This window comes from Limnospira sp., from assembly GCF_051859755.1.
Classification (GTDB): domain Bacteria; phylum Cyanobacteriota; class Cyanobacteriia; order Cyanobacteriales; family Microcoleaceae; genus Limnospira; species Limnospira fusiformis.
The window spans coordinates 1-14092 of record NZ_JBIMLI010000136.1 but is presented as its reverse complement, the minus strand read 5'-3'; the positions used below and the strand labels follow the sequence as shown (position 1 = coordinate 14092).

The window sequence follows — 14092 nt, the reverse complement described above, 5'->3', positions numbered from 1 at the left end:
GCCAGTTAAGGCTTAAGCTGGTCAGCTACCTGAAAGGGGGGCACGAAGCCCCCGTGCTTCAGCCGGGGGTGCTGACTAGAATCATGCACCAATAAGCGTGCATATAATGAGTTGACCATCCTTAATTTGTGGATTGAAGCGCAACTCGAGCAGACCTCTGGTGACAACAGCTTATTGCTGCTACTTGAGGACAGCCAGGACCTCCGCTCGCTTCTCACACCTAACCATTGTAGAACTGAGGTGTTGACTGAAAAGCCAACAAAACAATCTACTATGAACGGCATCATATCACATAAATCTGAATTTGGGTAAAAATTTGATGTCGGCTTGGAGATTTCTGTAAACTTTGATGCAATTGCGCCAAATTCTCAGACCTAGGCTAGGACCACGGGAATCAATAACAACCAATTGATGGCTAATTCCTGATATCCTAATCATCGCAGTATCGTGGACCTACCTGAACTATGCCTTCCCCCCAACCTCGGAAACGATTTGCTCAACATTGGCTACGCAGTCCTGCGACCCTGAACCATATCCTAGAAGCTGCGGATCTATCTCTGGGCGATCGCATCTTGGAAATTGGACCGGGAACAGGTATATTAACAGAACGGCTACTCCCCAAGGTCAGCTCAGTGGTAGCTGTGGAAATTGACCGCGATCTTTGTGTTCAACTAGCCAAAAAATTTGGCAAAATCGATAACTTCCTATTGCTACAAGGAGATATCCTCAACTTCGACCTGAATGGATACCTGAGCGGATTTCCCAAATTCCAAAACCCCAATAAGGTAGTGGCGAATATTCCCTATAATATTACCGGACCAATCATCGAAGGGTTACTGGGAACTATTGCTAAACCGGCAGTTAAACCCTTTGATGCGATCGTGCTACTGGTACAGAAAGAAGTAGGCGCGCGCCTCTGTGCTAAACCCAGTTCCAAAGCCTTTGGAGCCTTATCAGTCAGAGTCCAATATTTAGCCGAATGTGACTGGATCTGTCATGTCCCCGCCACAGCCTTTTATCCGCCCCCTAAAGTCGATTCAGCCGTAGTCCGCCTGCGTCCTCGTCCCATAGCATCCCCCGCCCAAAACCCCCAACTTCTTGAGACCCTAGTTAAATTAGGATTTTCTACCCGTCGCAAAATGTTACGCAATAACCTCAAAAGCCAGGTAGAACCGCAAACATTAAACCAACTGCTGGAAACATTAGACATCAACCCCCAAGTCCGCGCAGAAGACCTCAGCCTACAACAATGGGTTCAACTCAGTAATTTGCTATTAGCCCCTCAATAATCAATGGTAAACTTGCCTTGTGTTACCTTACACTACTACTAATGCGTTCTGTCACCTTAATTGCTCCCGCCAAGATTAATTTGTATTTAGAAATTATCGGATCGCGCCCCGATGGTTTCCACGAACTCGCTATGGTCCTGCAAACTATCAGTTTAAGCGATCGCATTACCATTAACCCTATTGGTATAGATGCCATTACCATTCGCTCCAACGACCCTAGCCTCCCCAACGACCATAGTAACCTCGCCTATCGCGCAGCAGCCTTGATGGTTAAACAATTCCCCGATATGATGGCGCGTTATGGCGGTATCGAAATCGAAATTAACAAACGAATACCCGTAGCCGCCGGACTCGCGGGCGGTTCCAGCAATGCGGCGGCGGTGTTGGTCGGTTTAGATTTAATCTGGGATCTCGGTTTAACCCAAGATGAACTACAAACCCTAGGCGCTGAAATTGGTTCTGATGTTCCCTTCTGTATCAGTGGCGGAACAGCCCTAGCTACCGGACGGGGAGAGGTACTATCACCCTTGCTGAATTTAGATAACTTATATGTGGTCCTCGCTAAGTTCCGTAATATCGCTATATCCACCCCTTGGGCTTATCAAACCTACCGCCAGCAGTTCAGCAGTTCATACATTTCTGAAGCCGATGATCTGAAAAGTCGTCAGCAACGGGTGCATTCAGGACCTATGGTAGCAGCTATTATGAAACGTGATGGGGCTAAAATTGGTCAGTTGTTGCACAATGATTTAGAGAAAGTCGCTTTACCTGAATATCCCCAAGTCGCAGACCTGCGAGATGCGTTTATCGCACAAGGAGTTTTGGGCGCGATGATGTCTGGTTCCGGTCCGACCGTATTCGCTTTAGTGGAGAGTCAGGCGGAAGCTGACCGGGTTTCCGATGCTGTCCAAAATCAAATCGCTAATCAGAATTTATTATTGTGGACTACTAAATTTGTCTCCACAGGTATTCATTTGGCTGAATCTTAAACTTGCCTATTTTTTGAGAGTGCATCAATTATGTCTGATCTGCCTGAAAAATCATCAATTTCTACTTCTGATTCCGGCGACCAGTCTCGCCGTGATTTATCGCCGGATTTATCATCAGTCAACCCCTTTCAGGTGCTGATGGGAGGATTGTTTTCTGGGGGTTTTGCGATCGCCATGTATTCCCTAACAGCAGCGATCGCTCACACTTTTGCCAACCAAAACATCTATTCCGATAATCGAACCGCCCTGCAAATTTCCATAGCCATTCGCACCTTAGTAATTGGGGGTGCTGCCTTAGTTACCGGAATATTTACCATCGCCTCTTTGGGTTTATTAGCCTTAACCGTCCAAGTCTTATTTGTCCGATTAACCCAAAAAAATTCCGCCTCTGAAAAATAGCGAACAGTGGAGACAGTCAACCCCTGGTCTCCACCGATTTCGCCTTACTTAATTATACCTTACACAAAGGCAGCACGACCCGCGAACTTAGCAGCCTTTCCTAAGTCTCGCTCAATGCGTAGCAGTTGGTTAAATTTAGCCGTCCGTTCACCGCGACAACCCGAACCAGTTTTGATTTTACCTGTGCAAGTTGCCACCACCAAATCCGAGATAGTAGTATCTTCCGTTTCTCCTGAACGGTGGGACACAAAGCACTTGTAATTATGTTTTTTCGCCAACTCAATTGTATCTAAAGTTTCCGTTAAAGTCCCAATTTGGTTAACCTTAATCAGAATTGAATTAGCAATTCCGGCTTGAATACCCTCTGCCAAAATAGCCGGGTTAGTACAGAATAAATCATCCCCCACCAGTTCCACCTTATCACCAATGGAATTAGTTAGCACTTTCCAACCATCCCAATCATTTTCTCCCATACCATCTTCTATGGAAATAATCGGGTATTGATTAGCCCAACTTTTCCACAATTCCGCCATTTCTTCAGGAGTCTTAGTAGATTGATCTGATTTGAAAAACAGATATTTACCATCTTTCCACAATTCCGAAGTGGCTGGGTCGAGACAGATGGAAATATCCTCACCTGGCTTATATCCCGCCGCCGTAATCGCCTCTAAAATACACTCAACCGCCTCATCATTAGATTTTAAGTTAGGCGCAAATCCACCCTCGTCGCCAATTCCAGTGCTTAATCCTTTCTTTTTCAACAGCGATTTAAGACTATGGAAAGTTTCCACACCCATACGGATAGATTCCGCAAAATTGGGGGCATTATGGGGAGCAATCATAAACTCCTGGAAATCAACAGTATTGTCGGCGTGAACCCCACCGTTAATTACATTCATGCAAGGAACGGGCAATACACAAGCGTTGCTGCCCCCTAAATACCTATATAGGGGAATTCCTAAGTAATTAGCAGCCGCGCGCGCTACGGCTAAGGAAACCGCTAAAATTGCATTAGCCCCCATTTGGGATTTGTTGGGTGTGCCGTCCAGTTCAATCATGGTTAAATCAATTAACCGCTGTTGGGTGACATCCATACCAACTAAAGCCGGGGCTATACGATTATTGACATTTTCAACGGCTTTTAGAACCCCTTTGCCGCCATAGCGTTTCGGGTCGCCGTCTCGTAATTCTGCTGCTTCTTTTTCTCCCGTTGAAGCGCCAGAGGGAACTAAGGCACTCCCACGGGTTCCGTCCTCTAAAATTACTTCGGCTTCCACGGTGGGGTTCCCACGAGAATCAAGAATCTCGCCAGCAATAATTTCGTCAATGTACATTAATTTCTCCTTAATTGATTAAGATGGTTTGATGGTTAATGAGGTAGTTTAACCGGATTGGTTAGTGGTTTGCCTTCCTCAAATTCACTAATATTCGCCATGGTGGTTTCGGCAATGGCAGTTAGGGCATTTTGGGTAAAAAATGCCTGATGACCTGTAATCACAACATTCTGGAAAGATTGGAGTAGCTGAAATGTATCATCTTGGATAATTTCATCGGACCAATCTTCAAAGAAAAGTGTTTCCTCTTGTTCATACACATCAATTCCCAAGTAGCCAATTATCCCGGATTTTATCCCTTCAATGACAGAAACTGTATCAACCAGAGGTCCGCGACTGGTGTTGATTAACATGACCCCTCGCTTCATTTGAGCGATCGCATTTTGGTTAATAATGTGATGGGTTTCTGGTAATAAGGGACAGTGCAGAGAGATAATATCTGACTGTGAAAACAGTTCCGGCAAATCTACATATCGGGCATCTCCTAACTTGATAAAATCATCGTTAGGGTAGGCATCATAACCCAAAAGATGACAGCCAAAACCGTGCATAATCTGAGCGAAAATCATCCCGATTTTGCCAGTGCCAATCACGCCAACGGTAGTACCATGTAGGTCAAAACCTAGTAAACCATTCAGGGTAAAGTTATCTTCCCGGACTCGGTTATAGGCTTTGTGCAGTTTCCGGTTTAATGTAAGGATTAAACCCACAGTATGTTCAGCTACTGAATATGGTGAATAAGCTGGAACCCTAACTACAGAAATACCTACTTCTTCTGCTGTTTTCAGGTCAACATTATTAAATCCAGCACAGCGCAGGGCTATTAATTTAGTGCCATTGGCTGCTAAGGTTTTTAGGGTGGTGGCATCTACTTCATCATTCACAAAAACGCAAACAACCGGAAAACCAGCGGCTAAGGAGGCGGTTTTCGCCCTTAACCTGGTTTCAAAGTAAACTAACTCATGGGGACTTCCTCCTTGGGCATTAGCCGCATCAAAGAATTTAGTATCGTAGGGCTGGCTACCAAAAACAGCAACTTTCATAGTCAAGTTATAAACCTCTTCAACAATTGTCCCTACTAGCTTACCAGGCGATCGCCCTAACTTGGTTGCTTACTTGACCGTATTATATGGGATAGGTCAAGGTATTGAACTTAAAAAAAGATTAAGAAAATCTCTATTGAGCAGAAATTTTGTAGGCAAATCTTGATAGTATTATTGATGATTTGGGAGTCCGATCTTATTTCGGACAGTAATTAATACTAAAGCCGCCAAGATACAACCTATAGCATAATAAAGAAAGTCCCACCAATCAAAGGTAGTTCCTAATAGGAGTTTCCCGATAATATGCGATCGCATCATCGCCAAAATGGGCGGATTCCACAATTGCAGAAATTCCAAAATTGAGGTAACAATAAATACCCCCACCGCTACGGATATGGGGGAAAGATGCGGCCAGATTAATACCACTAACCACACCCAAAACATCTCATAAAATATCGAGGATACGGAATCGTTAATCCACCCATCAAATGGCCCGCTATAAAATTTACTAAACCAGCCAATGGGAATCACAATTATTAAACACATCAAGATTATTAAGCGATAGCGTTTCATGATTATTTAACTTCTAAATTTTCGGTTTCCACAGTAAAAGCAGAGTTGCTGCCATCCTCAATAGATAAAGATTGAATCTGGGATGCAATTACCTCTATTTGTACCTCGCTAAGATTGACAGTAGCATCAAGTTCATCAATAATATCCTGAGCATTTTCGGTCATATATCTAATCTGTTCCAGGATTTCTTCTTTATAGGCTTCTAGGTTTTGGCAACAGGCTTTAACCTGTTGTGCTTGTCGGAAAAACCAGACTAAAATTGTGATTGATATGGTACTAGGAATTAACACGGCTATCAATATCCATGTATTCAAAAAAGGATTTAACCGTTTCCTGGTATGGTTAACTTCTTTCTGAATTAAAAAGCGTTGACTCGCGGAGTTACGGTTAATAAAAGAGGGATTTTGCGCCCAGATATCTGTCGGGTTTAATTCCTGAATTTCTGACGGTATAGCTGCGGATGATACCCCCGAACAACCCATCAATAACAGCCATCCTGCCACCATATAGAGATAGGTTTTAGTCAAATTTATCATATTTAGTCAATCTCCCAATACCTAACTTTAATTATTTAGTTTTCAGCAATTGTTGAAATCTTTGTTCCTGACAAATGCCGGCAAAATCAGGTTCTTGTTGAGCAAACTTTTGCACGGCATCTGGGTTAATCCGCAGGGCGCGTTTAAGGTTTTCGATCGCCAATTCTCGATTCCCCGTGAGGGCATAGCAACGAGCCTTATTGTACCAGATTTTATAAAAATTAGGACGAATTTTAGCAGCCTGATTATAAGAAGCGATCGCCTCGTCATACTGTTCCAAATTCATCAAGGCTTGACCGCGATTATTCCAAGCATCTAAATAATCAGGTTTTAAAGCGAGCGCCCGGTCATAGGAAAAAATCGCGGCTTGATAATAATTAAGTTTCCCTAAAGCCACCCCACGATTACTCCAAGCATCAGGATAATCTGTGCGAATTTGGATGGCTTTTTCATAGGAAGCGATCGCCTCTTGATAGCGCTTGAGTTTGGTTAACACCACCCCTCGATTATTCCAAACTTCCGCCAAATTAGGCTCAAGTTTTAACGCCTGATTATAAGCATCTACTGCCGATTCTAATTGATTTGACAAAAATAACTTTTCTGCCTGTTTAGCCAGCTCATGAGCCTCAGCTATGATGCGATCACGACTAGGGGTTTCCGGTTCTTTTTCCTTATCCTCAGAAGTCTCAGCCGTCTCAGGAGTCTGAGAATTAGAATCATCAGATATCCCAGCGGAATTATTAGCGATCGCGTTTTGGGTAGTCTCCGAGACTGGCGAGACTAGGGAATCATCAGTCTCCGACTCAGGGACTTGAATCATAGTTTGCACCTTGAGACTCTCGATAGCTTCATCAGCCTTAGTAGTATTTTGTTCCAATTGATAGAGAGTATTTCTCGCCTCATTAATACTCTGTTCAATTTGACCAATAGCATCAGCTTTCAGGCTCTCAATTTCTTGCTGAACAATAAATACTTGATCCGTCAACTTAGACAGCAAAAACCAGACTCCCACCCCCGCGATAGTTGGGAGCAAAAATAGGAACACTAGCACTAAATTCAATAAAGCCAGAGTGCGGCGAAAAGAACTATCTACCTCAGTTTGAACACGATCGCGCAATTCCCAGTCCGACTCAGTTACCGCCTGAGCTACAATGTGGGAACTCGACCTAGACCCGTCCCACTGTAGAGGTTCCACAAAAATTGTAGTCGTACCCAAAGATAGTAGAATAGGAATCACAGCTAAACTAGCTTGTTGTTGTGGGATACGATGCTTGATAGTTCCCCCCGGTAGGGAGAAAATGGGAACTTGTCGAGAACTCCGCGTCATAAGTTACTAAGCCAATGCTGGTTAAAATGCTGAAATCTTATCATGTGTTGTGTCGGGGTTCAGGAGACTGGCTAGATGTCTGATTGGATCGAAATTGGTAAAATTGTAGCTGCTCAGGGTTTAGATGGCGAGATGCGGGTATATCCAAATTCTGACTTCCCGGAAAGATTTATCGAACCCGGAACCCGCTGGCTACAAAAACCCGGACAAAATGAACCATCACCCGTAGAACTTCTGGGGGGGAGGTTTATTCCTGGAAAAGGACTCTATGCTATTGAAATGGTAGGGGTGGAAACCCGCGAACAAGCGGAAGCCTTGCGGGATAGTCGCCTATTCATTCAATATGGCGCGCGCCCCCATTTAGACGATAATGAGTTTTATGTATTAGACCTGATTGGCTTAGAAGTCTTTAATCAAGACACCCAAGACATGATCGGTACAGTTATTGATGTCATCCCCGCCGGAAATGACTTGTTAGAGGTCCAGTTAAATTTTACCCCCACCGAGGAAGACCTCGCCACCGATACAGAACGACAAGCTAAACTAGAGAAAATTCCCCAAAATAAACGTCGCAAGCGCCATTTCCAAACCAAAGCAAAGCAACCCAAAACCGTATTAATTCCCTTTGTTAAGGATATCGTCCCCGTTGTGGATTTAGAGAATCGCCGTTTGGAAATCACCCCTCCCCAAGGCTTAATCGAATCGCAAACATAGCCCCCCTCGAATATTATCAGGTAATACTAGAGACCAAGTAGGCCTTGGCTCCAGGGCTGTGCTCAATTCATTAATTATCAATTGTTCGTTTCCGACGCTTCCCTTTATTGTCAATATAGCGCTGTACTTCTTCCCGAGATGTCACCCAAGCATCAATAGTATTATCCCAGGTAAATTCTATGTAATGTCGCTTCCTAATAGTCTGCACTCGCTGAAACGAAACATTAAGAATGCGGGCTACATCAGCCTGTCGCAGACTATTACTAGGCTGTGATAAATTAGCCTTAACAGTTTTGATATCCTTGAGAGAATCCAAAGAACTTAACTTATGTTGCATCAAATTAATCGAGATGGCGGAAGGTTGAGAATGTCCATTTTCCCAGCGGTTAATAGTTTGTGCAGATACACCCAGGAATTGCGCCATTTCGGCTTGGGACAACTCTAAATCTCCCCGGAGTTGACGAAGCAGTTGGGGGATATCCTGTAAATTTTTTTCGGAGAACGATATCGGTTTCATCATCATAGCAGGTGTGGGATGGAGCAATTTTGTAATAGTCAGGCTGACAGCTAACTAATTGGCAGCCCCTATATTCAGGTTAAGATAAATTCCCAGAAACACCAACAGTAATTTCTCGGACATTTCTTGAATTGTGAACACCAATCACTGCTAAAATGTCCGTAAAAATACGGAGATTTTGATTGGCAAAAGCGATCGCATTAATGAAAACACCCCTCAATGCCCCATCTGACAACGCCCCCAGGCCTGTGAAAATTACCATCATTCCCGAAAATGGCGATTAATATTGGGCATTTTCGAGTAATACTTCAACCTTGCTTTAAAATGAGTTCTGGACTTGCAGACTGACTATATTGAAAAAATTATGCCTGTTCTTCGCTATTTGATGGCTGTGGGAGTGAGTGGAGCAATTGTGTTGTTCAATGTTGGGCAGGGAGAAGCAGTGCCTTCGCCTGTTGAGTCCCAGGATAGCTTATCTGACCATCCTCTAACTCAAGAATCAACTCTCAAGCAAAAACCAACCAAATTTGTAGCCTCACCAACTGCTCAAACCCCCATTACTGACCATGAACCTAACGACACTAGCCTTGTAGCTGGTCAAATTGACCCACAGACTCCAGAATTGTCTTCCCATGACACCATTGGAGAAACCTTGAGTAACGACGGGTTCATGGAAACCCCCCCCAACCTGCTGGGAAAATATGAGGCTAAGTCTCCTAACCATGATGGGTTAGCCTTAGAATCAGTAGACTTGCCGGGAAAATATCAGGCTAAGTCTCCTAACCATGATGCGATCGCCCCCTCAACTGATGTAAACTCCGCCACAGAGGTATCTTCCGAAAGCCCCTCACAAGAAGTGGCTATCAGTAACAATTCTCATGGTCAATCTGCGATCGCAAATAATCTGACAGCACCAGTACAACTGTCCCAAGTAGATACACCAGAAATTCAAATCCCTGACTTGACACCCCCTACCGAGCCATACCCCCAAAGGTATCCAGATGGAACCTTACGCACTGAACCACCTTCAATAGTTTTACCCAGCACTAACCCCCTGCATTTTCCCAGTCAACCTGGGGAAGTAGAAATCGAAGAAACCGTTCCGATTACCCTAGAACAAGCATTTGATTTGGTGCGGCGCAACAGCCCAGAAATCCAAGTTCTACAACTCCAGGTTGAGCAAAATCTCGCGGGGTTGCGAGTTGCTCAAGCAGAACTGTTCCCTTCCCTATCATTCACCTCCAGCTTGACCCGTTCCGAAACAGCAGGAGCCACCATATCCACCCGCGCCCAAAATCGTCGGATTCGCAATCAACGCCGTCAAGCCGCCGCTAGAGGTGAAGTTGACACAACCTCCTTTCAGATCCCCTTTGGATCTACCAGCTTTGATAACTCCCTGCAAATTCAATATGATTTTGGTTTAAGTGGAGCCAGAGGATCGCGAATTAGAGAAGCCGAACAGCAACTGCGAGCCGCAGAGTTAGAACTCGAACGGGTGATTGAAGAAAGTTATCTTAGCGTCGCCCAAACCTACTATAACCTACAAGCCTCCGATGCGGAAGTCGAAATTCAGCGCGCCGCTGTTCGCAATGCTCAAAAAAGTTTGGAGGATGCAGAAGCCCTCGAACGCGCTGGGGTGGGTACTCGGTTTGAGGTTTTACAGGCTCGTGTTACCCTCGCCAGCACCCAGCAGGATTTGACTAGCGCTATTAGCACCCAAAGAACATCTCGGCGCAATCTCGCTAGCCTATTAAATGTCAGTCAAAATGTCAATTTAGTCGCAGCAGACCCGATATCCTTGGCGGGAACTTGGGAATTTACCCTCAATGAAACTATCATCCTCGCCTATAGGAATCGCCCCGAGTTGGAAACACAGTTAGTTAACCGTAATCTAGCTGCAGAAAGACGCAGACAGGCTTTATCTGCAACTCGACCTAATTTAACTGGTTCCGCTAGTTATAACGTTCTTGGACAGCTTTCTGATGACGCTAATCGCTTTGCGGCTCAGGGTTGGGCTGATGGTTATAATGTTCAACTACAGCTACGTTGGAATTTCTTTGATGGGGGTGCGGCTAGGTCTAGGGCTAGACAACAGGAACTTGGTATAGCGATCGCTGAAGAACGCTTTTCCCAAACCCGCAACCAGATCCGCCGAGAAATTGAAGAGGCCTTCTTTAACCTACAAGCTAGTTTTGAGAACATTGGAGTTGCTAACTTAGGCGTTGAGGAGGCTACAGAAGCTCTCCGATTGGCTAGACTCCGTTTCCAAGCTGGTGTCGGTACTCAAACTGATGTCATTAACCAAGAAACTAGCCTCACTCGCGCCCAAAACCAGTTACTCAGAGCAATTATTGGTTATAACCGCGCTCTGGCTCAATTGAGGCGATTTGTTAGCAATCTCCCCGATAATATCCTTCAAGATCAACCTTAACTGCAATTCACTTGTCCAAGGATGTCGGTTTCCCCAAAAACGGATTATTTGGTAGACACTTTGGGAAACTTCCTTTCCTCAAAGCCTTGTCTGATAACAACAAAATCTCTGTCAACCTAACCTTCCTAGATTCAAAAATTCATCATGGCTAACATCAATTTTGTCAACGAAAACCGCGAAGTTATTGCCGCTGATGGCGCAAATCTCCGACTCAAAGCGATGGAAAATCAGATTGATTTGTATACCTTAAAGGGAAAACTCCTCAACTGTGGCGGCTACGGTCAATGTGGTACTTGTATTGTGGAAGTGGTTGAGGGTATGGAAAATCTCTCCCCTAAAACTCCGGTGGAAGAACGAATGCTCAAGAAAAAACCTGATACCTACCGCTTGGCTTGTCAAACTACTGTTAATGGCCCGGTAAGTGTTAGAACTAAACCTAAATAGATCCGTTTAAACTTACCGGGACTCTGTTCCCATTTGGGCGATCGCTATTTGATTTCGTTTGATCTTAATGTTTTCTTAATGGCGATCGCTACTCTGTACTACTAAAACCGAACAGGGGGCGCGATGAACCACAAAGTTGCTCACACTTCCCAGCAACGCCTCAATTACCCCCTCGTATCCCCTGCGTCCTACCACGATTAGATCCGCATTCCAGTCTTTGGCTATTTGACAAATGCACCGCCCCGCATCCCCCATTTTCCAATTCCAGTCAGCAGTGATATTCTGGTCCGTAGCACGACGAGTACAACTTGTTAGCCAACTGCGGATCTGGTCCAGTTCACTCTCTAGCCGATCCTGCATAATTCGCGAGTAACGAGCAATATTAGTCGCATGAAGATCGCTAAAACCATAGGGGTCCGGTTCGCTCACCTCCAGGCGGTGAAAAATCATTAGTTCCGCTGAGTTGTTTTGCGCTAGTTCCATCGCCTGCTCTAAAACCAGTTCGCTATGATTCGATCTATCTAGCGCTACTAAAATCCTATGATATGCCATGATTCAACTCCCTTTGATATTGATACCCTACTTCTCAAGGGCTATCGCTCAAGGGTTCTGGCTCATTGTTTCCCTCTTTCGTCTTCCTGAAGCAATTTAACAGGAATCTCACACCCGACTCCGTTACTCATCATCTATAAGATTTCTGAAACTAAGTCTTGGGGAAAACACTAGACGGGTACACCCTATAACAACCCTACAGAGGCAGGAAAAATAACCGATTTTCAATTCAATTAGGGGTCGAGATAGACCTACCCCTCCAATTTAAAAGGTGTGCGTGAAAGTTTCCCTTCACACGGCTCCTAGTTTGATTGCTCCTCTGTTAAGGACACAGCATCAGCCTCATCTAGGGCTGTTTTGTCATCGCGGGTGTGGCGGTGTAATAGCTGAAGGTTCTTGTACTCATCTTTACCACCCTGGCTTCGAGGTACAATGTGGTCTACCTCAACTAAATCTGATGGGGTGAAGTATTGCCCACACCAGGCACACTTACCTTTTTGCTTTTTGAGTAGTTTGGCTACTCTTGTCGGTGTATCGATTGCTTGTCCTTTTCTGGTTGCCCAGTAAGTCCAATTTCCGTCGTATGGCGTCGCGTCCGGGCGAACTAGCGTGTGTCTGACCAATGGAGTCCAATCATGTTGCCATAATGTGAGTCCATCTCTGGTTTGAAATAACCAAGTTTCCTGTCTTTCTTTTCCATTGCTAAGTTTAATTTTTCCACGTTTGAAGTAGTTTCCTAACTTATCGTGGTTTGCCTTTCCGCATCTTGAAGCTGTCCATGCCCTTAACATTTGCCAGACTATGTGGTCTAGTTTACTGAAGGTTTCGGTTGAAACTGCCCCTGAGTAGTAATTTGACCATCCCCGTATTATCGGGTTAAGTCTACTTATCAAGGTTGACTGGGGTGCTATTTTATGTTTTTTTATTACACCCTTAATCACTTCTGTGTGGGCTTTAACTGCTTTTCTGCTGGGTTTTATGCAGGTTTTATGTCCGATGAGTCGGCTTGCCATTCCACCTGTTTTTCCAGATTTGTATTTTCCAACTGGGTATTGTCTGATATTAAATCCTAAGAAATCGAATCCTGGCTCTTCAGTTTTACCCTCGTATTGTATGGGGTTTAGTGTATGACACACTCTTTTCTTTTCAGGTTTGATTTCTAGTCCTACAGGTTTTAACCATTTGGAAATTGCAGTTTTGCACTGTTCAATGATATCGAGTGAAGGTGATATTACTACGAAATCATCGGCGTATCTTATTGTGGTTGCTTGTATTACTCCCTTTTTCTTGGGATACATTGTTTCAATTAACCTAGCCATCCCATCCAGTGCAATGTTGGCTAGGAGTGGGCTAATCACCCCTCCTTGTGGTGTCCCTGCTTCTGTATCCTTGAATACACCGTTGTCTAGCACTCCCGCTTTTAACCATTGTTTCAGGTTGCGTTTGATTATGCTGGGACAATGAATTTTGGACAGTAAGTAATCATGGTTCACGGTAAGAGCATTTTGTTAGGGGTCGAGAATGGAGTCACCACCATCCCCTCCCATTCAGAACCATACGTGAAAGTTTCCCAGCACACGGCTCCTGATGTAGATACCCCTTTTGTCACTGGGAACAGGGTTACAACCCCCTGCTTTATGACCTCAACTTTCAAAGCTATATGCTTGCGTTAGTCTTTAAACTCGCTTTCGCCATTAAACTCTTACTTATCGCGGTCTCTATATCCACACCGTGATTAGTGGGCATATCCTAACCATTACAGTTAGGCATTAGCTTTCCATCACATCCTTTCCCCTTAAAGGCATACGCTTACACTTTTTCACTACTCCACGGGTACATCCCGCCACTTGAGAGCCAATGAGGGGTTTAAACGTTCCATCTATGCGGGCATTCCATCTTTAGATTTGTCCTATCCACCGGGGTACTTTTAAAGGTCTGTGTAGG

At 44.5% G+C, this 14092-nt stretch carries 14 protein-coding genes and 1 pseudogene; 6 read left to right on the top strand and 9 right to left on the bottom strand.

Going from position 1 to position 14092, the window contains the following annotated elements; all coding sequences use genetic code 11:
- Positions 1–464: 464 nt before the first annotated feature.
- From rsmA to ACTIE0_RS19240, 3 genes are read left to right on the top strand one after another with little or no spacing between them, the layout of a single operon-like run.
- A complete protein-coding gene (gene rsmA / locus ACTIE0_RS19250; RefSeq protein WP_006621242.1) occupies positions 465–1289 on the top strand; it encodes a 16S rRNA (adenine(1518)-N(6)/adenine(1519)-N(6))-dimethyltransferase RsmA in 825 nt (274 codons plus the stop codon).
- A gap of 41 nt (positions 1290–1330) precedes the next feature.
- Positions 1331–2278, top strand: a complete 948-nt coding sequence (ispE, locus tag ACTIE0_RS19245; RefSeq protein ID WP_006621241.1) for a 4-(cytidine 5'-diphospho)-2-C-methyl-D-erythritol kinase — start codon at positions 1331–1333, stop codon at positions 2276–2278.
- 30 nt (positions 2279–2308) lie between these two features.
- Positions 2309–2677, top strand: coding sequence for a DUF3082 domain-containing protein (locus ACTIE0_RS19240; protein WP_006621240.1), 369 nt, complete (start codon positions 2309–2311; stop codon positions 2675–2677).
- A 59-nt stretch (positions 2678–2736) separates the two neighbouring features.
- Here the strand turns inward: ACTIE0_RS19240 and eno are convergent, their stop codons facing one another.
- From eno to ACTIE0_RS19215, 5 genes are all read right to left on the bottom strand, one after another.
- Positions 2737–4011 carry a phosphopyruvate hydratase gene (gene eno, locus ACTIE0_RS19235; protein ID WP_006621239.1) on the bottom strand — a complete coding sequence of 425 codons (1275 nt, stop codon included), beginning with the start codon at positions 4009–4011 and terminating at the stop codon, positions 2737–2739.
- 35 nt (positions 4012–4046) lie between these two features.
- Complete coding sequence (locus tag ACTIE0_RS19230) at positions 4047–5054, bottom strand: 2-hydroxyacid dehydrogenase (protein ID WP_006621238.1); 1008 nt, start codon at positions 5052–5054, stop codon at positions 4047–4049.
- Between the two features lie 171 nt (positions 5055–5225).
- A complete protein-coding gene (locus tag ACTIE0_RS19225) occupies positions 5226–5627 on the bottom strand; it encodes a ribosomal maturation YjgA family protein (RefSeq protein WP_006621237.1) in 402 nt (133 codons plus the stop codon).
- A gap of 2 nt (positions 5628–5629) precedes the next feature.
- Entirely contained in the window at positions 5630–6163 is a 534-nt protein-coding gene (locus ACTIE0_RS19220; RefSeq protein ID WP_006621236.1) for a hypothetical protein, read from the bottom strand.
- A gap of 31 nt (positions 6164–6194) precedes the next feature.
- Entirely contained in the window at positions 6195–7490 is a 1296-nt protein-coding gene (locus ACTIE0_RS19215) for a tetratricopeptide repeat protein (RefSeq protein ID WP_006621235.1), read from the bottom strand.
- Positions 7491–7565: 75 nt separating this feature from the next.
- Here ACTIE0_RS19215 and rimM point away from each other — a divergent pair, with 75 nt between their 5' ends.
- Positions 7566–8204: a ribosome maturation factor RimM gene (gene rimM, locus ACTIE0_RS19210; protein WP_006621234.1), complete on the top strand. Its 639-nt coding sequence runs from the start codon at positions 7566–7568 to the stop codon at positions 8202–8204.
- Between the two features lie 70 nt (positions 8205–8274).
- Here rimM and ACTIE0_RS19205 read toward each other — a convergent pair whose 3' ends face one another.
- Together ACTIE0_RS19205 and ACTIE0_RS19200 are read right to left on the bottom strand one after the other, a co-directional pair.
- Entirely contained in the window at positions 8275–8727 is a 453-nt protein-coding gene (locus tag ACTIE0_RS19205) for a helix-turn-helix domain-containing protein (RefSeq protein ID WP_006669855.1), read from the bottom strand.
- Between the two features lie 73 nt (positions 8728–8800).
- A complete protein-coding gene (locus ACTIE0_RS19200; protein ID WP_228116488.1) occupies positions 8801–8941 on the bottom strand; it encodes a hypothetical protein in 141 nt (46 codons plus the stop codon).
- 144 nt (positions 8942–9085) lie between these two features.
- Between ACTIE0_RS19200 and ACTIE0_RS19195 the strand changes: the two genes are divergently transcribed.
- Together ACTIE0_RS19195 and ACTIE0_RS19190 are read left to right on the top strand one after the other, a co-directional pair.
- Entirely contained in the window at positions 9086–11152 is a 2067-nt protein-coding gene (locus tag ACTIE0_RS19195) for a TolC family protein (protein WP_006621231.1), read from the top strand.
- Positions 11153–11296: 144 nt separating this feature from the next.
- Positions 11297–11596: a 2Fe-2S iron-sulfur cluster-binding protein gene (locus ACTIE0_RS19190; protein ID WP_006620154.1), complete on the top strand. Its 300-nt coding sequence runs from the start codon at positions 11297–11299 to the stop codon at positions 11594–11596.
- 75 nt (positions 11597–11671) lie between these two features.
- Here the strand turns inward: ACTIE0_RS19190 and ACTIE0_RS19185 are convergent, their stop codons facing one another.
- Positions 11672–12148: a universal stress protein gene (locus ACTIE0_RS19185; RefSeq protein ID WP_006621229.1), complete on the bottom strand. Its 477-nt coding sequence runs from the start codon at positions 12146–12148 to the stop codon at positions 11672–11674.
- Between the two features lie 302 nt (positions 12149–12450).
- Positions 12451–13641, bottom strand: a pseudogene (locus ACTIE0_RS19180) (group II intron reverse transcriptase); the annotation flags it as partial.
- Between the last annotated feature and the right edge of the window lie 451 nt (positions 13642–14092).

What these genes read in the sequence shown, in the direction of transcription:
- rsmA (WP_006621242.1), top strand. Translation starts at nt 465, where the DNA reads ATGCCTTCCCCCCAACCTCGGAAACGATTTGCTCAACATTGGCTACGC.
- ispE (WP_006621241.1), top strand. Translation starts at nt 1,331, where the DNA reads ATGCGTTCTGTCACCTTAATTGCTCCCGCCAAGATTAATTTGTATTTA.
- ACTIE0_RS19240 (WP_006621240.1), top strand. Translation starts at nt 2,309, where the DNA reads ATGTCTGATCTGCCTGAAAAATCATCAATTTCTACTTCTGATTCCGGC.
- eno (WP_006621239.1), bottom strand. Translation starts at nt 4,011, where the DNA reads ATGTACATTGACGAAATTATTGCTGGCGAGATTCTTGATTCTCGTGGG.
- ACTIE0_RS19230 (WP_006621238.1), bottom strand. Translation starts at nt 5,054, where the DNA reads ATGAAAGTTGCTGTTTTTGGTAGCCAGCCCTACGATACTAAATTCTTT.
- ACTIE0_RS19225 (WP_006621237.1), bottom strand. Translation starts at nt 5,627, where the DNA reads ATGAAACGCTATCGCTTAATAATCTTGATGTGTTTAATAATTGTGATT.
- ACTIE0_RS19220 (WP_006621236.1), bottom strand. Translation starts at nt 6,163, where the DNA reads ATGATAAATTTGACTAAAACCTATCTCTATATGGTGGCAGGATGGCTG.
- ACTIE0_RS19215 (WP_006621235.1), bottom strand. Translation starts at nt 7,490, where the DNA reads ATGACGCGGAGTTCTCGACAAGTTCCCATTTTCTCCCTACCGGGGGGA.
- rimM (WP_006621234.1), top strand. Translation starts at nt 7,566, where the DNA reads ATGTCTGATTGGATCGAAATTGGTAAAATTGTAGCTGCTCAGGGTTTA.
- ACTIE0_RS19205 (WP_006669855.1), bottom strand. Translation starts at nt 8,727, where the DNA reads ATGATGATGAAACCGATATCGTTCTCCGAAAAAAATTTACAGGATATC.
- ACTIE0_RS19195 (WP_006621231.1), top strand. Translation starts at nt 9,086, where the DNA reads ATGCCTGTTCTTCGCTATTTGATGGCTGTGGGAGTGAGTGGAGCAATT.
- ACTIE0_RS19190 (WP_006620154.1), top strand. Translation starts at nt 11,297, where the DNA reads ATGGCTAACATCAATTTTGTCAACGAAAACCGCGAAGTTATTGCCGCT.
- ACTIE0_RS19185 (WP_006621229.1), bottom strand. Translation starts at nt 12,148, where the DNA reads ATGGCATATCATAGGATTTTAGTAGCGCTAGATAGATCGAATCATAGC.